Origin of the sequence: Bradyrhizobium sp. HKCCYLRH1030, from assembly GCF_051168395.1 — a bacterium.
Classification (GTDB): domain Bacteria; phylum Pseudomonadota; class Alphaproteobacteria; order Rhizobiales; family Xanthobacteraceae; genus Bradyrhizobium.
Map to the genome: position 1 here is coordinate 507,231 of NZ_JBNPUY010000005.1, position 22,747 is coordinate 529,977.

The 22,747-nt window shown below is 66.3% G+C and carries 22 protein-coding genes and 1 pseudogene; 15 read left to right on the forward strand and 8 right to left on the reverse strand.

Translation table 11 applies throughout. From position 1 onward, the window contains the following. Positions 1-44 precede the first annotated feature (44 nt). Entirely contained in the window at positions 45-974 is a 930-nt protein-coding gene (locus tag ACQR1E_RS18095; protein ID WP_316183922.1) for a LysR substrate-binding domain-containing protein, read from the reverse strand. 219 nt (positions 975-1,193) lie between these two features. Between ACQR1E_RS18095 and ACQR1E_RS18100 the strand changes: the two genes are divergently transcribed. The 11 genes from ACQR1E_RS18100 to ACQR1E_RS18150 all read left to right on the forward strand — a co-directional run bounded on the left by ACQR1E_RS18100 (position 1,194) and on the right by ACQR1E_RS18150 (position 11,480). After that, on the forward strand, positions 1,194-2,225 hold the full coding sequence (locus ACQR1E_RS18100; protein WP_434897373.1) for an ABC transporter substrate-binding protein: 1,032 nt from the start codon (positions 1,194-1,196) through the stop codon (positions 2,223-2,225). Between the two features lie 116 nt (positions 2,226-2,341). Continuing rightward, positions 2,342-3,385 (forward strand): ABC transporter ATP-binding protein, encoded by a 1,044-nt coding sequence (locus ACQR1E_RS18105; protein ID WP_316166023.1) that lies wholly within the window; start codon positions 2,342-2,344, stop codon positions 3,383-3,385. Then, entirely contained in the window at positions 3,382-4,263 is an 882-nt protein-coding gene (locus ACQR1E_RS18110; protein WP_315752784.1) for an ABC transporter permease, read from the forward strand. The genes ACQR1E_RS18105 and ACQR1E_RS18110 overlap by 4 nt, the downstream gene beginning before the upstream one ends. After that, complete coding sequence (locus ACQR1E_RS18115) at positions 4,260-5,069, forward strand: ABC transporter permease (RefSeq protein WP_315752786.1); 810 nt, start codon at positions 4,260-4,262, stop codon at positions 5,067-5,069. The genes ACQR1E_RS18110 and ACQR1E_RS18115 overlap by 4 nt, the downstream gene beginning before the upstream one ends. Before the next feature lie 11 nt (positions 5,070-5,080). Then, entirely contained in the window at positions 5,081-6,217 is a 1,137-nt protein-coding gene (locus ACQR1E_RS18120) for an NAD(P)/FAD-dependent oxidoreductase (RefSeq protein ID WP_434897374.1), read from the forward strand. Positions 6,218-6,250: 33 nt separating this feature from the next. Next, positions 6,251-6,547 (forward strand): (2Fe-2S)-binding protein, encoded by a 297-nt coding sequence (locus tag ACQR1E_RS18125; RefSeq protein WP_315810554.1) that lies wholly within the window; start codon positions 6,251-6,253, stop codon positions 6,545-6,547. Continuing rightward, positions 6,544-7,950: an NAD(P)/FAD-dependent oxidoreductase gene (locus ACQR1E_RS18130; protein WP_316201774.1), complete on the forward strand. Its 1,407-nt coding sequence runs from the start codon at positions 6,544-6,546 to the stop codon at positions 7,948-7,950. Before ACQR1E_RS18125 ends, ACQR1E_RS18130 begins: the two co-directional genes overlap by 4 nt. Beyond that, positions 7,947-9,080, forward strand: coding sequence for an NAD(P)/FAD-dependent oxidoreductase (locus ACQR1E_RS18135; protein ID WP_316201775.1), 1,134 nt, complete (start codon positions 7,947-7,949; stop codon positions 9,078-9,080). The genes ACQR1E_RS18130 and ACQR1E_RS18135 overlap by 4 nt, the downstream gene beginning before the upstream one ends. A 7-nt stretch (positions 9,081-9,087) precedes the next feature. Beyond that, positions 9,088-9,435: a RidA family protein gene (locus tag ACQR1E_RS18140; protein WP_316192870.1), complete on the forward strand. Its 348-nt coding sequence runs from the start codon at positions 9,088-9,090 to the stop codon at positions 9,433-9,435. A 126-nt stretch (positions 9,436-9,561) separates the two neighbouring features. Next, positions 9,562-10,953, forward strand: a complete 1,392-nt coding sequence (locus tag ACQR1E_RS18145) for a M20/M25/M40 family metallo-hydrolase (protein WP_434897375.1) — start codon at positions 9,562-9,564, stop codon at positions 10,951-10,953. 347 nt (positions 10,954-11,300) lie between these two features. After that, on the forward strand, positions 11,301-11,480 hold the full coding sequence (locus ACQR1E_RS18150) for a hypothetical protein (RefSeq protein WP_315713247.1): 180 nt from the start codon (positions 11,301-11,303) through the stop codon (positions 11,478-11,480). Positions 11,481-11,968: 488 nt separating this feature from the next. On the opposite strand, the gene ACQR1E_RS18155 is transcribed toward ACQR1E_RS18150, so the two are convergent. Genes ACQR1E_RS18155 through ACQR1E_RS18175 form a run of 5 tightly spaced genes read right to left on the reverse strand, consistent with a single transcriptional unit; the run spans position 11,969 to position 15,935 of the window. Continuing rightward, a complete protein-coding gene (locus ACQR1E_RS18155; protein ID WP_434897376.1) occupies positions 11,969-12,736 on the reverse strand; it encodes an ABC transporter permease in 768 nt (255 codons plus the stop codon). Further along, positions 12,733-13,500: an ABC transporter permease gene (locus ACQR1E_RS18160; RefSeq protein WP_434897377.1), complete on the reverse strand. Its 768-nt coding sequence runs from the start codon at positions 13,498-13,500 to the stop codon at positions 12,733-12,735. Before ACQR1E_RS18160 ends, ACQR1E_RS18155 begins: the two co-directional genes overlap by 4 nt. Next, the gene (locus ACQR1E_RS18165) at positions 13,497-14,300 is read right to left on the reverse strand and encodes an ABC transporter ATP-binding protein (RefSeq protein ID WP_434897378.1); all 804 of its coding nucleotides are present in this window, start codon (positions 14,298-14,300) and stop codon (positions 13,497-13,499) included. Before ACQR1E_RS18165 ends, ACQR1E_RS18160 begins: the two co-directional genes overlap by 4 nt. 1 nt (position 14,301) lies before the next feature. Continuing rightward, positions 14,302-15,000 carry a GntR family transcriptional regulator gene (locus tag ACQR1E_RS18170; RefSeq protein ID WP_315752798.1) on the reverse strand — a complete coding sequence of 233 codons (699 nt, stop codon included), beginning with the start codon at positions 14,998-15,000 and terminating at the stop codon, positions 14,302-14,304. Further along, on the reverse strand, positions 15,000-15,935 hold the full coding sequence (locus ACQR1E_RS18175; RefSeq protein ID WP_434897379.1) for an ABC transporter substrate-binding protein: 936 nt from the start codon (positions 15,933-15,935) through the stop codon (positions 15,000-15,002). Before ACQR1E_RS18175 ends, ACQR1E_RS18170 begins: the two co-directional genes overlap by 1 nt. Before the next feature lie 99 nt (positions 15,936-16,034). On the opposite strand from ACQR1E_RS18175, the gene ACQR1E_RS18180 reads away from it, so the two are divergent. Next, entirely contained in the window at positions 16,035-17,024 is a 990-nt protein-coding gene (locus tag ACQR1E_RS18180; RefSeq protein ID WP_316169760.1) for a fumarylacetoacetate hydrolase family protein, read from the forward strand. 50 nt (positions 17,025-17,074) lie between these two features. Beyond that, entirely contained in the window at positions 17,075-17,851 is a 777-nt protein-coding gene (locus ACQR1E_RS18185) for a cyclase family protein (RefSeq protein ID WP_315713232.1), read from the forward strand. A 269-nt stretch (positions 17,852-18,120) separates the two neighbouring features. Here ACQR1E_RS18185 and ACQR1E_RS18190 read toward each other — a convergent pair whose 3' ends face one another. Next, positions 18,121-18,735 carry an SOUL family heme-binding protein gene (locus tag ACQR1E_RS18190; protein WP_316187016.1) on the reverse strand — a complete coding sequence of 205 codons (615 nt, stop codon included), beginning with the start codon at positions 18,733-18,735 and terminating at the stop codon, positions 18,121-18,123. A 965-nt stretch (positions 18,736-19,700) separates the two neighbouring features. Here ACQR1E_RS18190 and ACQR1E_RS18195 point away from each other — a divergent pair. After that, a complete protein-coding gene (locus ACQR1E_RS18195) occupies positions 19,701-20,495 on the forward strand; it encodes a fumarylacetoacetate hydrolase family protein (protein WP_315768907.1) in 795 nt (264 codons plus the stop codon). Positions 20,496-20,849: 354 nt separating this feature from the next. Next, positions 20,850-22,331, forward strand: coding sequence for a cytochrome c oxidase accessory protein CcoG (gene ccoG / locus ACQR1E_RS18200; RefSeq protein ID WP_434897380.1), 1,482 nt, complete (start codon positions 20,850-20,852; stop codon positions 22,329-22,331). 8 nt (positions 22,332-22,339) lie between these two features. On the opposite strand, the pseudogene ACQR1E_RS18205 reads toward ccoG, so the two are convergent. Then, positions 22,340-22,663 (reverse strand): annotated as a pseudogene (locus tag ACQR1E_RS18205) (acetamidase/formamidase family protein); the annotation flags it as partial. Positions 22,664-22,747 lie beyond the last annotated feature (84 nt).

The window sequence follows — 22,747 nt, forward strand, 5'->3', positions numbered from 1 at the left end:
CCGGATCACACGCCGCTCAATCAGCGGGTTCTAGGTTCGCCCAGCTAACCTTCATCGGTTTCTCCAGGGATCGATGCTCGGCCGAGCTCTTCCAGGGCCTGTCGCACCGACTCGACGAGGTCCAGCGCCACCGGCGAGGGGCTGCGCTGCGGCGGGAACACCGCGGCGAATTCGAAATCGATGCGCGGCGTGAATGGCCGCATCACCACGCCCCGGCCGTCGAATTCGCGCGCGGTGAACGGATCGCAAATCGAGACGCCCAATCCCGACGACACCATCCCGCACATGATTTCCGACAGCGTCGTCTCGACCCGCAGCACGCGCCTGACATCCTCGCGATGGAAGATCTGATCGATCAGATGCCGGCTGGTGGAGCCTGACGAGAGCGAGATGAAGGTCTCCCCCTCGAAGTCGCGCGGCACCAAGATCGTCTTCGCGCAATGCCGATGGCCCGCCGGGAGAACGGCGACGCGCGGCAGCGCCGGCAGCTTGATGCTCGGCAGCCCGGCATGGGCGATCGGCACCTCGGCAAAGCCGACGTCGCATTGCGCGTTCAGCACCCAGTCGATCACGATCGGCGAGATCACGCCGAAGAAGGCGAGGTTGAGGTTCGGCCGTTCCTGCAGGAAGTGGCCTGCGAGCCGCGGCAGATAGCCATTGGCGAGCGCGGGGAGCGCGGCAATGCGCAGCGTCCCGGTGCGCCGGCCACGGATCTCCTCGGCGGCCGCGGTGATGCGATCGAGCCCGACGAAGGAGCGCTCGACCTCCATGTAGAGCGCCGTCGCTGCCGCGGTCGGTACCAGGCCGGTGCCGCGGCGCTCGAACAGCTCCATCTTGAGCAGCGCCTGCAGGTCGCGCAGCAGCCGGCTGACCGCCGGCTGGGTCACCGCCATCAGCTTGGCGGCTTCCGTCACACTGCCGCTCAGCATCATCGCCCGGAAGGCTTCGACCTGCCGCGAGTTGATCCGCGCCATACGTCCTTACATCCATAACATTTTCGTATGAATAGGGTGCCATTATTCATTGGACGATCAAAGTCTCTGCTGCGATCTTTTTTGGCAGGGTGAGGGAAGGCTCGTTTTTTAGGCTCTTCAGCTCCGGGTTTCTGGGGTGCGGATGCCATCGGGCAAGCCGATCTCCCTGGGGCGGTTTTTTAATACCATTTCGTATCCAAGATGATGGAGATCGGTCCGATGAAGCACCCTAAACTCCTGATGGCGGTCGGCGTCGCCGTCCTGGCCTCTGCCTCGCAGGTCTGGGCTCAGCAGAAGGCGCTCTATGTCGCCGGCTATGGCGGCTCGTTCGAGAAGACGATCCGCGAGGAGGTGATCCCGCCGTTCGAGCAGGCCAACGGCGTCAAGGTCGAATACGTCGCCGGCAACTCCACCGACACCCTCGCCAAGCTGCAGGCGCAGAAGGGCAACCAGCAGATCGACGTCGCGATCGTCGATGACGGCCCGATGTACCAGGCGATCCAGCTCGGCTTCTGCGACAAGGTCGCCGGACTGCCCGGCGATCTGCTGGAGGTCGCGCGCTTCAAGGACGACAAGGCGGTCGCCATCGGCCTCGTCGCCACCGGCCTGATGTACAACAAGAAGGTGTTTGCGGAGAAAGGCTGGGCCGCGCCGACCTCGTGGAACGATCTCAAGGATCCGAAATACAAGCAGCTGCTCGTCATTCCGCCGATCAACAACACCTACGGCCTCAACGTGCTCCTGATGCTGGCGAAGATGAACGGCGGCAGCGAGAGCAATGTCGATGCCGGTTTCAAGATCTTCAAGAATGACATCAATCCCAACGTGCTGGCCTACGAGCCGTCGCCCGGCAAGATGACCGAGCTGTTCCAATCGGGGCAGGCGGTCATCGCGGTGTGGGGCAGCGGTCGCGTGCAGAGCTTTGCCAACACCGGCTTCCCGGTCGATTTCGTCTATCCGAAAGAAGGGGCCGTGAGCCTGCTGACGACGGCGTGTCCGATCGCCAAGCCGTCGGTCTCGCCGCTGGCCTCGAGCTTCATCAAGCTGCTGCTCGATCCGAAGATCCAGCTCACGATGCTGAAGGAATATGGCTACGGCCCGGTCGTGAAGTCCGTGGTGGTCCCCGAGGGCGTGGGCGCGATGGCGCCGATCGGCGAACGCACCGCCAAGGTCTATGCGCCCGATTGGACCGTGGTCAACGAAAAGCGCGAGGAATGGACCAAGCGCTGGAATCGCGAAGTCGAGCGCTGACTGGTTGTTTGTTGCGAGCCTCTCGTTGACGACGGTGTTCTCCCTTCCCCGCAAGGGGGAAGGGAAGTGCATCTTGCGCGGGGCGCCAGTATTCCTCGCCCATCTGGATCCAAAGCATGTCCTTCCTCGAGATCGATCGCGTCGGCAAATCCTTCGGCCCCAACGCGGCCGTCGAAGAGTTCAGCCTCGGCGTCGCCAAGGGCGAGTTCATCTCGTTCCTCGGCCCCTCGGGCTGCGGCAAGACCACCACGTTGCAGATGATCGCGGGCTTCCTCGATCCCTCACACGGCGCGATCCGCCTCGAGGGCAGGGATCTCGTCGCAGTGCCACCGGCGAAGCGCGGCCTCGGCATCGTGTTCCAGAGCTACGCGCTGTTTCCTCACATGACCGCCGCCGAGAACGTCGCGTTCGGCCTGGAGATGCGCAAAGTCGCGCGCAAGGAACGCGAGGAGCGCGTGCGATCGGCGCTCGCGCTGGTCGGCCTTGCCGGCTATGAGGACCGTCATCCCCGCCGCATGTCCGGCGGCCAGCAGCAGCGCGTTGCGCTCGCGCGCGCGCTGGTGATCCGGCCGAGCCTGCTGCTGCTCGATGAGCCCCTGTCCAACCTCGATGCGCGCCTGCGCGAGGACATGCAGATCGAGCTGCGCCAGATCCAGCGCGATCTCGGCACCACGACCATCCTCGTCACCCATGACCAGATCGAGGCGATGTCGCTGTCCGACCGCATCGTCGTGATGAGCAAAGGCAGGATCGAGCAGATCGGCACGCCGCAGCAGGTCTACGAGCAGCCGGCTTCCGCCTTCGTCGCGCAGTTTCTCGGCAAGACCAACGAGTTTGCTGCGACCGTGGACCACACCGGGGGGCAGGCCAGACTGGTCGCGGGATCGTGGAGTGCGCCGGCGCCGGCCGGCGTGGCCGGCTCCGTCGCCGTCAGCGTCCGGCCCGAGCGCATCAACTTCGGCGACGCCGGGCTTGCAGGGCGCATCACGAGCCGCATCTTCCAGGGCAATCACTGGCTGTTCCAATGCGACACCGAATGCGGGCCCGCCATCGTAATCCGGCAGAATGACGGCCAGCCGCAGCCGGAGCAGGGCGCAGCGGTGCATCTCGTCTGGCAGGTCTCGGACATGAGCCTGCGCGCTGCGAAGGCTGCAGCATGAGCGCGACCGTCGCGTCCAACTCGTCGGAGACGCGCGCCGGCCTTTCGCTGGCGCTGCCGGCCTTGATGCTGTTCCTGGGCGTCGTCGTGATCCCGTTGGCGATGACCGTGATGCTGTCGTTCCACGATTGGGGCCAGTACAAGGGCATCGAGCCGGTCTTCATCCTGAAGAACTGGCGCGAGATCGTGGACGATCCCTACTACGCGGAGATGTTCTGGCGCACCTTCCGCGTCGCGGTGCTGGCGACCTTGATCACGGCGGTGTTCGGCGTACCGGAGGCCTATATCCTCAACCGCATGCAGGGGCCGTGGAAGGGTCTCTTCCTGCTGGTGATCATCGGCCCGCTGCTGATCTCGGTCGTTGCGCGCACCCTCGGCTGGGCGCTCCTGTTCGGCGGTAACAACGGGCTCGCCAACAAGCTCCTGATGACATCAGGCCTGATCGAGTCACCAATCAGGTTCATGTTCACCGAGACCGGCATGGTGATCGCGCTGGCGCATGCGATGATGCCGTTCATGGTGCTCGCGGTGTGGACCGCGCTGCAGCGGCTCGATCCGCAGGTCGAGAATGCGGCGCTGTCGCTGGGGGCAAGCTCGCTGACGGTGGTCCGCCGCATCGTGCTGCCGCAGATCATGCCGGGCGTGCTGTCGGGCGCCATCATCGTATTCTCGCTGTCCGCCAGCGCGTTCGCGACGCCGGCGATCATCGGCGGCCGCAGGCTCAAGGTCGCGGCGACGCTCGCCTATGACGAATTCCTCAATACGTTGAACTGGCCGCTCGGCGCCGCGGTCGCCGTGCTGCTGCTGATCGCGCTCGTCCTGATCGTCGTCGGCTCCAACGCGCTGATCGAGCGCCGCTATCAGGAGGTGTTCCGATGAACCGGAACGGCCCTCTGGCGCTGATCTTCCATGCCGTGTTCGTCGTCTTCATGGTGGCGCCGATCGTCGTCGTGTGCTGGGTTGCGTTCACGCCCGAAGGTTTTCTGTCGATCCCGATCACCAGCTTCTCGCTGCGCTGGTTCAGGGCGCTCGCCGACTATCCGGAATTCGTCCACGCCTTCGGCGTGAGCCTGTGGCTCGGCGCGCTGTCGTCGTGCGTGGCACTCTTGTTCGCGGTGCCGGCGGCGCTCGCGATCAGCCGCTATCGCTTCCGCGGCCGTGACGCGCTGTCGGCGCTGTTCCTATCGCCCTTGATGATCCCGCACGTCGTGCTCGGCATCGCCTTCCTGCGCTTCTTCACGTCGGTCGGCGTCGGCGGCACCTTCGTGGCGCTGGTGATCGCCCATGTCGTCGTGGTGTTTCCGTTCGCGCTGCGGCTGACGCTTGCGGCCGTGACCGGCATGGACCGGTCGATCGAGATGGCCGCGGTCTCGCTCGGTGCCGACGGCTGGACCATGTTTCGCCGCGTCACCTTGCCCGCGATCCTGCCGGGCATCGTGAGCGGCTGGATGCTCGCCTTCATCCAGTCGTTCGACGATCTGACCATGACCGTGTTCCTGGCGACGCCCGGCACCGAGACCTTGCCGGTGCGCATGTTCCTCTACATCCAGGACAACATCGATCCGCTGGTGACGTCGGTGTCGGCCAGCGTCATCGCCATCACCATGACCGTTCTGATCGTGCTCGATCGCGTCTATGGCCTCGACCGCGTGCTCACCGCCAAAGGCGGCGACGCAGGACGATAGGAGATACTACGATGAGAGACTATGACGTCGCCGTCGTCGGCGGCGGCCTGCTCGGCTCTGCGATTGCCTGGGGGCTCGGCCGGCTCGGCCAGCGCGTCGCCGTGCTCGACGAGGGCGACATCGCCAAGCGTGCCTCGCGCGCCAACTTCGCGCTGGTGTGGGTGCAGAGCAAGGGCCTGGGCATGCCGGCCTACACCGGCTGGACGGTGCGCGGCTCCAAGGCGTGGCCGAAGCTCGCCGAGGAGCTGAAGGCGCAGACCGGTCTCGACGTGGTGCTGCAGCAGAACGGCGGCTTTCATCTCACCCTCGGCGAGGCCGAGTACGAGCAGCGCACCCAGCTCGTCGCGCGCATGCACAACCAGGTCGGCGCCGCCGACTATCAAATGGAGATGCTGCCGGCGTCCGAGGTGAAGAAGATGCTGCCGCTGATCGGCCCGGAGGTCTCGGGCGGCAGCTTCTGCCCCTATGACGGTCACGTGAATTCGCTGCGCACCTTCCGCGCCCTGCACGTCGGCATGAAGCAGTTCGGCGTCGACTATCTGCCGGAGCGTGCGGTCGGTGCGATCGCGCTGGACGGCAGTGAGTTCAGGCTGACGACGGCGCAAGGCGAGATCCGCGCGGCGAAGGTCGTGCTCGCGGCAGGAAATGCCAACCAGACCCTGGCGCCGATGGTCGGGCTGTCGGCGCCGATGGGGCCGACGCGCGGCCAGATCGTCGTGACCGAGCGCACGATGCCGTTCTTGCCGCATCCGTTGACCACGATCCGCCAGACAGACGAGGGCACGGTGATGATCGGCGACAGCAAGGAGGACGAGCTCGACGACCGCGTGCAGAACTTTTCCGTCAACGCGGTCATGGCCGATCGCGCCCAGCGCACCTTCCCGCATCTGGCGCGGCTCAACGTCGTCAGAAGCTGGACCGGCATCCGCGTGATGCCGAAGGACGGCTTTCCGATCTACGAGCAGTCGGAGAGCCACCCGGGCGCCTTCGTCGCCTGCTGCCATTCCGGCGTGACGCTCGCGGCGAACCACGCTTTCGACATCGCGCGCATGGTCAAGGACGGCGCGCTCGAGCCGGAGCTGGTCGGTGCATTCACAGCCAGCCGCTTCGACAGCGAAGCGGGAGCGGGCGGCAGTGGCTACTACTGAGGGATGACGGCGCAAGGCGCCATGGAGACGATGATGTTCAAACGAACTGAGGGTGATGCGAGGGGATCGGTGACGATCCATGTCGAGGGCCAGCCGGTTGCCGCGCGCGAGGGTGACTCCGTGTCGGCGGCGCTGCTCGCCTCCGGCCTCGACGTCCGGCGCGCCACCGCGGTCAGCGGCGCGAGGCGCCTGCCTTATTGCATGATGGGCGTGTGCTTCGACTGCCTCGTCACCATCGATGGAGTCGGTAACCGGCAAGGCTGTCTCGTGCCTGTCGCCGAGGGCATGCAGATCGAAGTCCAGAAGGGCAAGCGGGAGATCGGCAAATGAGCGCCGCGCCGAAGCATGATGAATATGACGCCGTGGTGATCGGCGCCGGTCCTGCGGGCCTCGCTGCTGCAGAGATGACGGCTGGCGCCGCTCTGTCGACGCTGCTGCTCGACGAGAACGCCGGCCCCGGCGGCCAGGTCTGGCGTGCGATCGATGCGACGCCTCTGAAGAGCGAAGCGCTGCTCGGCGCGGACTATTGGTCCGGCAAGCAGCTCGTGAAAGCCGCGCGCGACAGCGGTGCGGAGATCATTCATCGCGCCACGGTGTGGAGCCTCGACCGCAATCTCGAGATCGGCGTCTCGGTGGCCGGCGGCTCGGCCTTCATCAAGGCCAAGCGGGTCATCATCGCGACCGGAGCGCAGGAGCGTCCGTTCCCGATTCCCGGCTGGACCCTGCCCGGCGTGATGACCGCGGGCGCGGCGCAGACGATGTTGAAATCCTCCGGCCTCGTGCCTGACTGCCCGACGATTTTGGCCGGGCAGGGGCCGCTGCTGTGGCTGCTCGCGGCGCAGATCCTGCGCCTCGGCGGCCGCATCGATCGCATTCTCGACACCACCCAGCGCGCCAACTACATCGCGGCGCTGCCTCATGCCCTCGCGTTCCTGACCTCGCCCTATTTCGGCAAGGGGCTCGCGATGATGCGCGAGGTGCGCGCGAAGGTGCGCGTCACCAGCGGCGTGACCGAACTCGTGGCAGAGGGCGAGGGCAAGCTCTCGGCGGTCAGCTACGCCACAGCGGGCGGCAAGCGCGAGACGCTGGCGGCCGAGTTGCTGCTGCTGCATCAGGGCGTGGTCCCCAATGTGAATCTCGCGATGGCCGCCGGTGTCGAGCATCGCTGGAACGAGCTGCAGCTGTGCTGGACTCCGGTGCTGGATGCCCTTGGTAACAGCTCCATTCCCGGCATCGCCATTGCCGGCGATGGCGCCGGCATTGGCGGTGCGCAGGCGGCCGTGGTGCGCGGCCGGCGGGCGGCCGGGGATGCGATCAAGGCGCTTCGCCCGCACGCAAAGGTCACCGATAGGTCTGCGGAGCTGGCCCGCGCCGAGCGCGGCAGGACCTTCCTCGACGTTCTGTTCCAACCGGCAAAGCAGTTCCGTATCCCGCAAGGCGACACCATCGTATGCCGCTGCGAGGAGATCACCGCCAAGGACGTGCTCGACTCCGTCGCGATCGGCGCCACCGGGCCGAACCAGCTCAAGGCCTATCGCCGCACCGGCATGGGGCCGTGCCAGGGGCGGCTGTGTGGCCTCACCGTCACCGAGCTGATGGCCGAGGCGCGCGGCAAGACCCCGCAGGAGATCGGCTACTACCGGCTGCGCGCGCCGGTGAAGCCGATCATGCTGTCGGAGCTCGCAGGCCTGCCGAAGACCGAAGAGGCCACCAAGGCCGTGGTGCGCGGATGACGGTGAAGACGGATGCCATCATCGTGGGTGGTGGCATCCACGGCTGCTCCACCGCTCTGCATCTGTGCTTGGCAGGGCTCAAGCCGGTGCTGATCGAGAAGGACTATGCCGGCCGTCACGCCTCCGGTGTCAATGCCGGCGGCGTGCGCCAGCTCGCGCGCGACGTCGCGGAGATTCCGCTGTCGATCCGCTCGATGGGCATCTGGGAGAACATCAGCGACCTGGTCGATGATGATTGCGGCTTCGAAAGCTTCGGCCAGGTGCTGGTCGCCGAGAACGACGCGGAGCTCGACGCCTGTCGCGCCCGCGTCGCCGATCTCAACGCACGCGGCTTCAGCCATGAGGAGCTGATCGACGGTACGGAATTGCGTCGCCTCGTGCCGGCGGTGGCGGAGAGCTGTCCGGGCGGCGTGGTGTCGCGGCGCGACGGCGCGGCGCAGCCTGCGCGCACCACGACGGCGTTCCGCCGCAAGGCGGAGCAGCTCGGCGCGCTCATTCGCGAGGGCGTGGCCGCGACGAACATCCGCAAGGACGGCAAGCTCTGGCATGTCGACGTCGGCTCCGAGAGCTTTGCCGCGCCGGTGCTGGTCAATGCCGCCGGCGCCTGGGCCGGTCGCATTGCGGAACAGTGCGGCGAGCCGGTGCCGGTCGAGACCATCGCGCCGATGCTGATGATCACGTCGCCCGTCGCGCACTTCATCGATCCCGTCGTCATCCTGCGCGGCCGCAAACTGTCGTTCAAGCAGTTCCCGAACGGCACAGTGTTGATCGGCGGCGGACACCTCGCCATCCCCTATCAGGACCGCAACGAGACCGTGCTCGACTGGCGCAAGCTGTCGGAGAGTGCGCGCACCGTCGCGGAGCTGTTCGCGGTGATGCGCAGCGCGACCATCGTGCGCGCCTGGGCCGGCATCGAGGCGCGCATGCGCGACGACATTCCGGTGTTCGGGCCGAGCGCCGTTCACGACGGGCTGTACCACCAGTTCGGCTTCTCGGCGCACGGCTTCCAGCTCGGCCCCGGCGCCGGCGCGGTGATGGCTGAGCTCATCGCGCACGGCGGCACCCAGACGCGCATCGGCGATCTCAGCATCGCGCGCTTTCAGAACTCCATCCCTTCACCATCCACATGAGGACATGATGACGATCACCCGCAAGATCCGCTCCGCCATCCACCACCGCATCGTCGAGGCCAACGGCTTCGTCTTCATCGGCGGCACCATCGCCGACGATACCTCGGTGTCGATGGGCGACCAGACCCGCAACATCCTCGACAAGATCGACGGCTTCCTGAAGGAAGCTGGCACCGACAGGTCGCGCGTCGTCTCCGGCCAGATCTTCGTCACCGACCTGTCGAAGAAGAAGGAGATGGATGCGGCCTGGACTGCGTTCTTCGGCGACGACCTGCCGGTTCGCGCCACGGTCGGCGTCTCCGATCTCGGCGGCGGCGCGCTGATCGAGATCGTGGTCACGGCCGTCAAGGGTTGAGCATCGCGCCGCATCGAGCGGTCAATCGATCACGTGCGGGGCTCGCTCCGCGCGTGATTTGCTTTTCGGTCCAATTCGATCGAACATGAGCCTGTCCTTCCACCGCACGCGCCGAAAGCCGACATCATGAATGAAGAGCGTAGCCTGCCGCGTCCATCTGCTGGCCTGAAGGCAGTGTTCGCTCACATCGAGAATCAAAAGCAGGATTTCCTGGCCCGCGTGATGGACTATGTCCGGCATCCCTCGATCAGCGCTCATAATATCGGCATCACCGAGGTCGCCGCGCTGCTGGTCGCCATGCTGCAGGAGATGGGCCTCGACGCCGAGACGATCGCGACCGCCGGGCATCCGATGGTGCTCGGACGCTGGCAGAAGAAGCCGGGCGCACCTACCGTGCTGCTCTACGGGCACTACGACGTGCAGCCGCCGGATCCGTTGGAGCTGTGGCTGAGTCCGCCGTTCGAGCCGACCATCCGCGATGGCCGCATCTATGCCCGCGGCATCGGCGACAACAAGGGGCAGCATTTCGCGCAGCTCATGGCGATCGAATCCCATCTCCGAGTGCATGGCGAGCTGCCCTGCAATGTGATCTTTCTGCTCGAAGGCGAGGAGGAGATCGGCAGCCCGCGCATCGCCGATTTCGTCGCTGAGCATCGCGATGAACTGAAAGCCGATTTCGTCGTCACCGCGGACGGGCCGATGCACCCCTCGGGGCGGCCGACCATGACCTATGGCGTGCGCGGCATGTGCTCGTTCGAGCTGCGCGCGAAGCACGCCAGCCGCGACGTGCATTCTGGCAACCTCGGCGGCATCGTGCCGAATCCGATCTGGACGTTGGTCCACCTGCTCGGGACGATGAAGAATGCCGCGGGCGAGATCACCATCGAGGGGCTGCATGATGCGATCGTGCCGCCGAGCGAGCTGGACATTGCTGCCGTGAAGCGCCTGCCGCTGGACCTCGATGCCGCCAAGGCGAGCCTCGGTCTCAGCCATCTCGATGCGCCGCCCGATCGCGGCTACTACGAACGTCTGATGTTCCATCCGACGCTGACCATCAACGGCTTGCACGGCGGTTATGGCGGACCGGGCAGCAAGACCGTGCTGCCCTGCGAGGCCTTCGCCAAATGCGACATCCGCCTGGTCGAGGCGATGACGCCGGACGACGTGTTGGCGAAGGTGGAGGCGCATGTGAAGCGCCATGCGCCGGAGGTGGAGTTCATCCGGCGCGGCGGCATGCTGCCGTCGCGCGTGCCGCTCGATTCGCCCTTTGGCGCGATCGTGCGCGATGCCATCGCGCTCGCGCATGGCCTTACACCGCTCGAATTCCCGTGCACCGGCGGCAGTCTGCCGGACTACGTCTTCACCAAGCTCCTCGGCATTCCCGCCTTCGTCGTTCCCTATGCGAATGCCGACGAGGCCAATCACGCGCCCAACGAGAACATGACGATCGACTGCTTCTACAATGGCATCCGCACCGGTGCGGCACTGCTCGACCGCGTCGGCGCGCGCGTGCGCTGATGCCGGCGGAACGGCCATCACGATTCCGCGTGCAGTGCGGGAGACGTCATCGAGCAGCCACGAACGGATGGCAAGCACACGGTCGTCCGCCGCCTTGCGGGTGAATCGGCCGCACGCGGCGAGATCGCGCATGGATTAACGCAGTTGATATCGCCTAGTCTCGGAAGGGATTAGTAATCGCCGCTTCAGGGCTCGGAGCTGCCACATGCACGACCCCGTTGACCAGCCGAGTGATTCGGCAAGTTCCGCTTTCCCTTGCGCGCGCGATCAGCGCAGCGCTCCGGAACACCCCGCCGCGGTTCCTGTGATCCAGCTCGATCACGCGCCAGCAATCGAGCCTGCGCCCAATGTCGATGAGGCTGCACAAAGCCCTGGCGCTCTCGGTCGGAAACGGTCCGATGGCGCGCATCTTGTCATACCGACCATGTGGCGCTGAGAAGGTCCCGCTCTTGGCGGCGATCGAACATGCGATGTTCGGCGACGAGTTCCTGAAGAACACCTTCGCCAATAACATTCGAGACTTTTGAGATCGCCACCTACAAGTCGCGGCTCGCATTGTGCCGTGCCGCCGGTGTCGAGGAGGGTTGGCGCGCCCCGCGAGCAGTCGTTGCAGGAGGAGGACCGATGGCAGGGTGGGTCGACTCCAATGCCGAGAAGGTCACGGAATTTGTTGGGTATGAGGAGCGTCAGGCGGCGTAACCTGGCGGTATCTCGGTCGGGATATGGAACCCGTCAGCGCGATGACAACCTCCGGTATCATCCGGATACCCACGACTCTCCTGATCTAGTAAGTAAAAACTAGCCCTTCTTGGGGCGTTTCCTCCCTGGACTTGGGCCGCCTGCACTTCGTGTGTCGGCGGCCTCTTTCTTTCAGGGGGGGTGGTGCTCTGGCCCCGCAATCGGCCTCATGGGCGTTCGGTCCAGTCGCGCTCCTCCAAGCCGGTGATATCCCCGCGACAGTGTGAGGTCGAGATCGCCCCAGGCCGTCGCCGACCGGGCGCGTGCGACCGGAGCCTCAGCGCCGCGCGTGCTGCCAGCGCAGCAGCCGGCTCTCGGCCGCGGCCATCGCGAGCGCGGTCGTGTAGCCGATGATTCCGAGCAGTATCACGCCGGCAAACAGATCCGCCGAGCGGAACGAGCGCGCCGACAGCAGCACCCATTGGCCAAGGCCGTCGAGGCCGGCGAGCATCTCGCAGACGACGGCGAGGATCAGCGCGACCGTGAGGCTCAGCCGCATGCCGGCGAGGATGTCGGGTGCCGCCGATGGCAGCGCGATCTTGAAGATCACGGCGAGCCGCGACATGTGCAGCACCCGCGCCACTTCATAGAGTCGCGGCTCGACCGCGGCGAAGCCGTGGATCGTCCCGAGCAGCAGCGGCCACAGCGAGCCGAACGCGATCACGAACAGCGCCATGCCCTGGCTCAGTCCAAGAACGGCGATGGCGACAGGAATGATCGCTGAGACCGGCAGCGGCCGCAGCAGCTCCAGGGTCGGTGCGACGTAGATGCGCATCGCCTTCGAGGAGCCGATCATGGCGCCGAGCGCGATGCCGGCGGCGGAGGCGAGCAGCCAGCCATAGGCCATATGCGTGAGGGTGCCCGTGAGCTTGGTCAGGAGATCGCCGCTGGTGAAGCCGCGCAGCAGCGCCGCCCAGGCGCGGTCGGGGCTGGGAAGAAACACCGGTGATATCAGCCGCTGATCGGCGGCGAACTGCCACAGCACGATGATGCCGGCGGCGACGGCGAAGCTGGCGAGGCGCCAGGCGGCGACCGACCACTTCATGCGGGGTCTCCCATCGCGGCCGCGCGCTCGAACAAGCTTTGTTGTGCAGCCATCAGCGCGGTATTGAGCGCAAACCCGGTCACGCCGATCCATACCAGATAGGCCAGCATCAGATCGGGCCGCAACGCCTGCTGCGCGGTCATGATGGCGGCGCCGAGGCCGAGCGGGTTGATCGCGATCTCCACCGTGACCGCGACGATCAGCGCGATGCCGGCGGCGAGCCGGAACGCCAGGAAGATGCGGGGCAGGGCGGCGGGGATGACGATCTTCCTGATGCGATCGCGCGGCGTCAGCCGCAGCACGCGCGCCACCTCGATCAGCCGCGGCTCGATGCCGCCCACCGCGGCACGCGTCACGATCAGCACCGGCCAGACGCAGGCAAAGGCGACGATCGCGATCTCCATGCGATAGCCGAAGCCGAGCGCGATCAGCGCGATCGGCAGCAGCGCCACTGAAGGAATGGGCCTGATCGCCTCGATCGTGACCTCCATCAGCCGGTTGACGATAGGCGACAGGCCGAGCGCGATGCCCAGCACGAGGCCGATGGTGCCGCCGAGCGCGAGGCCGGCGAACACCGAGGCGAGCGTGTCGCGCGTCGCCGCCAGCAGCGAGCCGTCGGTCAGCGCGCCCAGCAAGGCGAGCGCGATCGCGCTCGGCGGCGCCAGCGAGTCGCTCTGCACGCCGGCGAGCCGCATCCAGGCTTCGAACACGAGCAGTGCCGCGAACGGCAGCAGGACGGGCTTGATGCGATCCGGCATCGTCATTCGCTCGCCTTGATGAAGTCGAACAACTCGCGCCGCAGCCGCAGGAACTCCGGATGCTCGCGCGTCGCCAACTGGTCGCGCGGCCGCGGCAGGTCGATCTTCAATTCCAAGCCGACGCGGCCGGGATGCGGCAGCAGGCCGACCACGCGGTCGCCGAGATAGATGGCCTCCTCGAGATCATGCGTGACGAACACGACGGTGGCGCCGGTCGCCGCCACCAGCGCCAGCGTCTCGTCCTGCAGTCCCTGGCGCGTCATCGCGTCCAGCGCGCCGAACGGCTCATCCATCAGCAGCGCCTTCGGATCCTGCGCGAGACAGCGCGCGATCTGCAGCCGCTGCTGCATGCCGCCCGACATCTCGGTCGGATATTTGGCCGCATGGCCGGCGAGCCCGACCTTGGCGAGCAACTCGGCGATGCGCGCCTCGCGCTGTGCGGAGGGCATTCCGATCGTCTCCAAGGCCAGCGAGATGTTGCCGGCGGCGGTGCGCCACGGCAGCAGCGCCTTGCCATAGTCCTGGAACACGACCGCGATCTCGCGCCGCGGCGCGCGCATCGCCTCGCCCTCGAAGCGCACGCTGCCGCCGGTCGGCTGGTACAGCCCGGCCGCCAGCCGCAGCGCCGTGGTCTTGCCGCAGCCGGAGGCGCCGACCACGCACAGGATCTCGCCAGCTCCGACCTCCAGGCTGATCGTGTCGATGATCGCCTTGCCGCCGAGCACCAGCGCGACATCGTCGAAGGCGATCTGCGCGCGCGCAGGCGAGGGAGATGATTGCACCAATGCAAGGGCAGGCTCTGCCATCTCAGGCTCCCTTCGGATGCGGATAGACGATATCGACGGTCGAGCACAGATGTGCCTCAAGCCGCGCTTGGGCCGCGGCGGCATTGCGCGCGAGCACGAGGTCGGCGAGCGTCTCGTGCTCCTTGATGAATCCGCTGCCATCCTCGAAGCTGCGCATCATGACGCGGCGGTAGCGATAGGCCTGGTCGTAGAGATCCGAATGAGCGGCGAGTAGGCGCCGTGATCCGCAGGCCGCCAGCAGCGCGGTGTGAAACGCCTTGTGCAAGCGATCGAACTCCGGCGCGCCTTCGCGGAACTCGCTCTGCATGCGCTGGATGTAGCGGCGCATCTGATGGAGCGCGGCGATGATGCCGGCCTCCCATTGGTCGTCGCCGCTCTGCATCGCCAGCCGCAGCGCCTCTTTTTCCACGACAGTGCGCATGCGCGTGATGTCGACGAGATCGTCGCGGCTGACCTCGGCGACGCGAAAACCGCGCTGGCCGATGCCGACGATCAGGCCGCGCGACACCAGCCGCGACAGCCCCTCGCGCAGCGGCGTCGGCCCGATCTCGTAGCGCTTGGCAAGCTCGACGATCCCCAGACGCGAGCCGGGGGCCAGAATGCCGGCGACGATGTCGCGCTCGATCAGCGCGGCGGCGCGCTCGCTGAGCGTGTCGCCGCTCGTCGGCTCGGTCTGCAGGATCGGGTTCGTTGCCGTCATCAGTTGAGGATCAATGTCTTGAGGTCGAGCTTGGTCTGCAGCATCTTCTGCGCCGACATCACGTCGATCCACCACGCCAGCTGCTCGGGCTTCAGCACCGGCTCGGCGTAGTTCGGCGCCGTCAGCTTGACCAGCTCCAGCGGTTGCTTGGTGAATTTGGCGATGGCGGCCGAGGCCTTCTCACGATCATTGTTCACGATTGGGGCGGCCTCCGCGATGGCGGCGCGGAATTTCTTCACCGTCTCCGGGTTCTTCTCGGCCCATTCGCGCGAGGCCGCATAGAAGATGATCGGCTCGGTGCGGGCGAGTTCGGCGGCGTAGCGCGCGCCGACCGTGCCGAGGCTGGCATTGGTCATGCGCGTCACGAACGGTTCGGCCGTCAGCACCGCATCGACGCCGCCCGACTTGATGGTGTCGGCCATGGTCGGAAACGTCACCTCGACGAAGTTGACGCTTCGTGGATCGACGCCCTTCTCGACCAGCCATTTCACGAACAGCACGTGCAGGAAGGCGCCGATGCCGGGGGCGCCGACCTTCTTGCCCTTGAAGTCCTGCGGCCCAGTGATGGTGATGCCGTTGCGCACGAAGGCGGCGACCGCATCGTTCGAGGTCTTGTTCATGATCGAGGCGCCGGAGACCGCGACGAGGTCGAGCCCACCGTCGGCGGCCTGGAGGAACACGGTCGAGGTCGGCCCGCCGATCTGGATCGAGTTGGAGAGGATGGCGGCGGGGATGTTCGAGTTGATCCCGATCAGCACCATCTCTGCGTCGAGCCCGTGCTTCTTGAAGAGACCCTCATCGACCGCGACCATCGCCGAGGCGCAGTCCGAGGTGGCGGTGCAGCCGATCTGGATCTTCTCCGCGCGTGTCGCAGATGTGAGCACAAGCGTGGCCAGCACCGATCCGAGCGCAGCACTGATGATCCGATGAGGCATCCTTGACTCCTCCCCGGGCGCCCGTCTCTCGGACGCCTCTTGTTTATCGATATTTTATATGTTTGTATATTTTTAGACAGAACACAAGGGGAGGCCAGCGTGAAACTTGCGACATTTCGGGCGGAAGGCGGGGAGCGGATCGGCGTCGTCCATGGCGGCGATTCCAAGCTTTTCGACCTCGCCGCGGCCGCCGATCGCGCTGGCAAGAGCAATCCGGCGTTCGGCTCGATGCTGTCGTTGATCGATGCCGGCGAAGCCGCGCTCGACGCAGCACGCGCGCTGGTCGAGCGCCATGGCAGCGACGAAAGCCTCTCGCGCGACGTCGGCGGCACCGAGCTGCTGGCCCCGGTGCCGGAGCCGCGGCAGATGCGCGACGGCATGTCGTTTCCGCTGCACATCCTGCAGGCGCCGCGCGGCCAGCGAAAGCTCGCGGCGCGGCAGCGCGGCGACGCGCAGGAGCTCGCGCGCATCGATGCCGAGCCGCTCGGCGAATTGCCCGAGGTCTATCGCAAGGTCCCGATCTTCTACATCACCAACCGCTTCAGCGTGCGTGGCCCCAACACGACGGTGAAATGGCCGCGCTACAGCAAGGTGATGGACTATGAGCTGGAGTTCGGCATCATCACCAGGGGCAAGGGCAAGGATATTCCGGCCGCGAAGGCGCGCGATCACATCTTCGGCTTCACGATCTTCAACGACTTCTCCGCGCGCGACACGCAGCGCATCGAGATGGACGGCCGGCTCGGCCCCTCCAAAGGCAAGAGCTTTGACGGCGGCAACGTGATGGGGCCGTGGATCGTGACTCCGGACGAGATCGGCGATCCCTATCGCCTGAAGATGGAGGCGCGGGTCAACGGCGAGGTCCGCTCGCGTGGCGTCAGCGAGGGCATGCTGTTTTCGTTCGAGGAGCTGATCGCCTATATCAGCAAGGACGAGACCCTGATGCCCGGCGAGTTCATCGGCTCGGGCACCGTCGGCAACGGCTGCGGTCTCGAGCTCGGCTGGTATCTCGAGCATGGCGACGTGATCGAGCTCGAGGTCGAGAAGATCGGCATCCTGAAGAACAAGGTCGAGCGGCAGGACGTCTGATCCTGCTGCCGACGACAACAACCAATAACGACAAAGCGAGAGGACCGCCCATGGCCCGCAGACTGATCGACATCTCCGTGCCCTTGCAGAACGACGTGCCCGCCGATCCGCCCGGCAATCATCCGACCATCACCTATATCGACCATCAGCAGGGCCTGCCGCGCATGCTGCAGTTCTTCGACGGGCTGAAAGCCGAGGATCTGCCGGACGGGCAGGGCTGGGCGGTCGAGCAGGTGAATCTTTCGACCCACAACGGCACGCATCTCGATGCGCCCTGGCATTTTCATCCGACGATGAATCGTGGCGAGCGCGCCTGGACCATCGACGAGGTGCCGCTGGAGTGGTGTCTGCAGCCGGGCGTGAAGCTCGACTTCCGTCGTTTCCCGGACGGCTATGTGGTGACCGCGAGGGATGTCGAGGATGAGCTCAAGCGCATCGGCCACACGCTGTCGCCGCTCGAGATCGTCGTGGTCAATACCTCGGCCGGCGCGCGCTTCGGCCAGGCCAACTACGTCAATTCCGGCTGCGGCATGGGCTATGAGGCGACGATGTATCTGCTCGAACGCGGCGTGCGCCTGACCGGCACCGACGGCTGGAGCTGGGACGCGCCGTTCGTGTTCACCGCGCAGAGATACGCCGAGACCCACGATGCCGCGCTGATCTGGGAAGGCCACAAGGCCGGACGCCACATCGGCTATTGCCACCTGGAGAAGCTGCACAATCTGGAGCAACTGCCGTCGACGGGGTTCATGGTGTCGTGTTTCCCGGTCAAGATCGAGCGCGCCTCGGCCGGATGGACGCGGGCGGTGGCGATCATCGAGGGGTGAGGCGGCTAATCTCCGATTGAAGTCACGACATGGGTTTTGGCGCGTTTGATCTCGCGTCATTCCGGGGCGGCGCGCGCCAGCGCGACGAGCCCGGAATCCATCGAGCCGCGCGACGTGCTGAAGGATGGATTCCGGGTTCGCGCTGCGCGCGCCCCGGAATGACCGAGGAGAGCACTCGGCAAAGCCAAAGAGGGAGCTCGTCGCGCGCCGTGGTGACAGTTGCGAGCCGACCTTGACTGCAAAATCAGGCCGCTCTCTCTCAGCTCGCTTTAGCAACTACACGCCAGCATGACCTCGTTCCGCCGCAGCACCGGCAGGGTCCAGGGCGGATTGTAGAACGCGAGCAGCGGCGATCCGGCGACGGTCAGCCCCTTGCGCTGCGCGTAGTCGCGCAGTGCGCGGGTCTTTTCGGCGACGATGCCGTCGGAGGTGGAGCCTGAGAAGGTGAGTGCGACCATGCGCTGAGCCGGGACGGCCGTCAGCTTGATCCGCGCGTCTTCCGGTGGAGGCAGCTTCTGCAGCGTCCAGCTCGACGGCATCACGAAGCTGACGCTCCAGCGATCGCTGGCGGTCTCGTCGCCCGCCGTCGGCAGCGCGGTCGCCTGCTGCTGCACCGGTGCCGTCATCGCAATCTTGGCTTTCGCACGGTTGGCGCCGAAAATGTAGCCGGCGATGATGCGAAAGCCTTCCTCGATCGCCGGCTTGCGCGCGCCCTGCACCTCGGCCTGCGCGATGATCATCGGTGCATAGGCGCGGATTTCGAAGTCGCCATCGCGCGAAACGACGTCGTATCTGGGATGTTCGACCCGGCTCATAAGCGGCCCTGCGGCAATGGCGGCGCCGGCGAGGACAAGCACGGTGGCGCCTGCGAGCCAGAGCAGCATGCGGCGTCTCCTCGGTGGTGTCGGCTCGGTCATGGCGGTTGCGCCGTCAGGTTTGAATAACGAGGAAACGCCAGCGAAGGTCCGGCAGATCACGTGCCGGGTGCCCGCCTGCGGTCGTCCTTCGCGACGCCTGACTGTAGCGTAGCCCGGGTGAGCGCAGCGATGTCCTGGATCGCACGAGGCGTAGGGGACCCCCAGGATGTCGCTGCGCTCATCCGGGCTACGCGCGTGCCGATGGCGGTGCGTGCCCGTCGGGCTACTCGGGCTCGGGCGCGACAAGATGCGCCGTCCCGCAACCCCTCTCATGATCCAGATCGTGCCTGCGCCGAAAACGAAAATTCCGCAGCGCGCTCAGCGCGATCACCTCTGTCCAGATCTCGGCGCAAAAATTTCCCACTTTCGTTTTATCGGAAAAGATGCTCTCATCCCTCCATCCCGCCTCATGCAGAGGGGCGTACGCGTCGTCACGATACGTTGAGGCGGGGAGCGGTGGCCGCGGGTCTGTCAGGCGCTTTTGCGCAAGACGACTGTCAGCTCGCGGACGTTCAAGCCGTGTGGTCCTGGCGCCCCGATGCTGGCGCCAAGCCTGTTGCCGACCTGACGGGTTGCGCAGGTGACGGGGGCAAACAAGCCGGTCCCCGGGGAGAGCTCGGAGCAGACGTTCACCCATCGCGCAGGGAAGGCCGGGTCTGTCCGGCTGAACCTGTGGTTCCTGCCGCCTGCATTTTTTTCCGCAGGCGGGCCACGGGCCTCAGTCGAGGTCCGGCCTTCCCTGCGCCCTCGCGTTTCCGGCGAGGGTCTCGAGCATCGCTTCGGGCGCGTGTTGCGCTGCGAGGGCGACGGCGCGTGCGCGCATGGTGGCGCTGGCATACTGGATATGCTTATCAGTTGAGCGGGGCGCCGATGCTGGCGCGCCACCACCAACAAATCAGCCGGCCGCAACGGCTGATCCCAGGAGGAAACTCATGGCAGACACCTCACGCCGCGATCTTCTCGTCGCCGGCAGCGCCGCCGCAGCGGCTGCGATCATGACGGACGCCTACCCTGCCGCGGCACAGGCCGGGCCGAAGCCGATCTTCGCCGTGCCGGCGACCACCATTCCGATCGCCGGCGAGCAGGGTGTGTTCCCCGTCCGCCGCATCTACTGCATCGGCCGCAACTACGCGGCGCACGCCATCGAGCGCGGCTCCGATCCGAACCGCGAGCCGCCGTTCTTCTTCCAGAAGCCGACCGACGCGATCCAGAACGTCGCGATCGGCGAGGTCGCCGATCATCCTTATCCGTCGCTGACCAAGAACTATCATCACGAGGTCGAACTGGTCGCGGCGCTGAAATCCGGCGGCACCAACATTCCCGCCGAGTCCGCGCTCGATCATGTCTATGGCTACGCGCTCGGCCTCGACATGACCCGCCGTGACCTGCAGAACGGCATGGCCGCCGAGAAGAAGCCATGGGAGATCGGCAAGAGTTTTGATCATGCCGCCGTGCTCGGCCCGATCCATCCGGTGGCGAAGGTCGGCCACTTCACCAAGGGCGCGATCTCGCTCGCGGTCAACGGCACGGTCCGGCAGAACTCCGACCTCACCAAGATGATCTGGAGCGTCGCCGAGCAGATCGCGAAACTGTCCGAGGCGTTCGAGCTGAAGGCCGGCGACATCATCTATTCCGGCACGCCGGAGAATGTCGGCCCGGTCGTCAAGGGCGACGTGCTCTTGTGCAAGCTCGAGGGCCTGCCGGACATGTCGATCAAGATCGTTTGAGAGAGGGGCTGGACCACACGTCGTGTGCAGCACGTTGACGCTGCCGATCGGAACGGACGTCGCCGCCGCAATGCCGGTACGCGCCTTCTCCCCGCGCGCGGGGAGAGACGAGCAGCGAGCGTCGCTACGCGCGCTATCCAACAAGCGCGGCAGCCGCAGCCATCCCTCCGGATGCTGCGACTGACGCCGTGGCGCTCGCGGCGCCGCGCCTCTCATCGCCTGTCGGACGGGAACTATCGTTGTTCCCGCGCAAACAGGCGCTGCCAGCCGTTCGCAAGTTTGTGGCCCGACAAAGAGCCGCCGGGCACCGCCGCCTATCGTTGCCCTGCATCAGCCGAGCGAACGAGGGCAGCCGTGGCCATCACCATCGAGATCGATCACGCCAAGACGCGGCGCATGGCGCAGGGCCAGGGCCCAAGCAGGGGCCAGGGTCAGGCCCGCGGCCCGGCACGGTCGTTGCGCAGCGCTGGCGGCCCGGTGGTTCCGCAGGGCGTCAAGGGGCCAATCCGGCGGCTGAAATGGCTGATTCTCGTTCTGACGCTCGCCGTCTACTACATCACGCCGTTCGTGCGCTGGAACCGCGGGCCGAATGCGCCAGGCCAGGCCGTGCTGCTCGATTTCGCCCACGGAAAGCTCTATCTTGGCCCCGCCGAGATCTGGCCGCAGGATCTCTATCTCATCACCGCGGCGATGCTGCTGGCGACGTTCATCCTCGTTCTGGTCAACGCGCTGGCCGGCCGCCTGTGGTGCGGCTTCGCCTGTCCGCAGACGGTGTGGACCGACCTTTTCCTGCTGGTCGAGCGCCTCGTCGAGGGCGACCGCCGGCAGCGGCTGAAGAACGTCGGCGCGCCGCTGACGGCGCGGCGGATCGCACAGATCGCCACCAAGCACGCGCTGTGGATGGCGATCGCGCTCGGCACCGGCGGCACCTTGATCTTCTACTTCACCGACGCGCCGGAGCTGGTGCGCGATGTCCTGCATGGCGAGATGTCGGCGACCGCGCTGACCTGGACCTTGGTGTTCGCCGGCACGACCTATGGCCTCGCCGGTTTCGCGCGCGAGCAGGTCTGCATCTTCATGTGCCCGTGGCCGCGTCTTCAAGGCGCGATCTGGGATCCGGAAGCCTTCACGGTGAACTATCGCGATTATCGCGGCGAGACCCGGATGTCGGCGAAGAAGGCCGCCGAGGCGCGGTCGCAGGGGTTGCCGGCCGGCGATTGCGTCGATTGCGGCGCCTGCGTCGCGGTCTGCCCGATCGGCATCGACATCCGCCAGGGGCCGAGCTTCGCCTGCATCAATTGCGGCCTCTGCGTCGATGCCTGCGACGGCGTGATGGCCAAGCTCGACCGTCCGCGCGGCCTGATCGACTACGAGAGCTGGCGCAACATCGAGCGTGGCCGTGTCGGCGAGCCGCGTGTCTCACGGCTGGTGCGGCCGAAGACGATCGGGCTCGCGCTCGCCTGCGTCGCTGTGGCCGGCGTGATCGCTGTGTCGTTCGTCACGAAGACCACCGCCGTGCTGTCGGTGCAGCATGATCGCGATCCGATGTCGGTGCGGCTGTCGGATGGCTCGGTGCGCAACGGCTACACGGTGAAGCTGCTCAACAAGTCGTCCGCCGTGCAGAGCTTCAGGCTCGGCATCAGCGGCATCGATGCGGCGCTCGCCATCGTCGGCCATGCGGCGGCGGATGCGATCGAGGTCGAGCCGGACGGCTCGGAGGCGCTGCGGGTGACGCTGACCATGCCCGAGTCTGTGGATGCCGATGTCACCTTCCAGGCGGTCGATGCCAACGGCCAGGTCGTGCTGACCGCGCACGACCACTTCGTGAACCGGTAGAGGAGGGCCTACAGATAGGATTTCGGCAGCAGCATGTGGATGCCCTTGTTGCCGTCGACCAGCTGGGTGACGCGCAGACTGCCGGCCAGCGAGCACAGCATGTAGGCCTGGTTGCGCGACAGGTTGGTGCGGGCGCAGACGTGCTTGACCATCTCGCGCACCGCCTGCTTGGCGGCGTCATCGAGATCCTCGTCGAGGCCGATCGACATCAGGTGGGTGGCGTTCTCGGCGAACGGCCAGGTGATGTCCATGTCCTTGCGCACGGTGAGGCGGAAGGTGCCGGTGACGCCGGTCTCGAGCGCGGTGATGCAAACCTCGCCGTCCGCCGTGATCGGCCGCTATGCCTCGGTGCGTTACGGGCGCTGACTGATCCTGCTTCTTCTGGCGTGGTCATCGGCCGGATCGCTCCGGCCGAT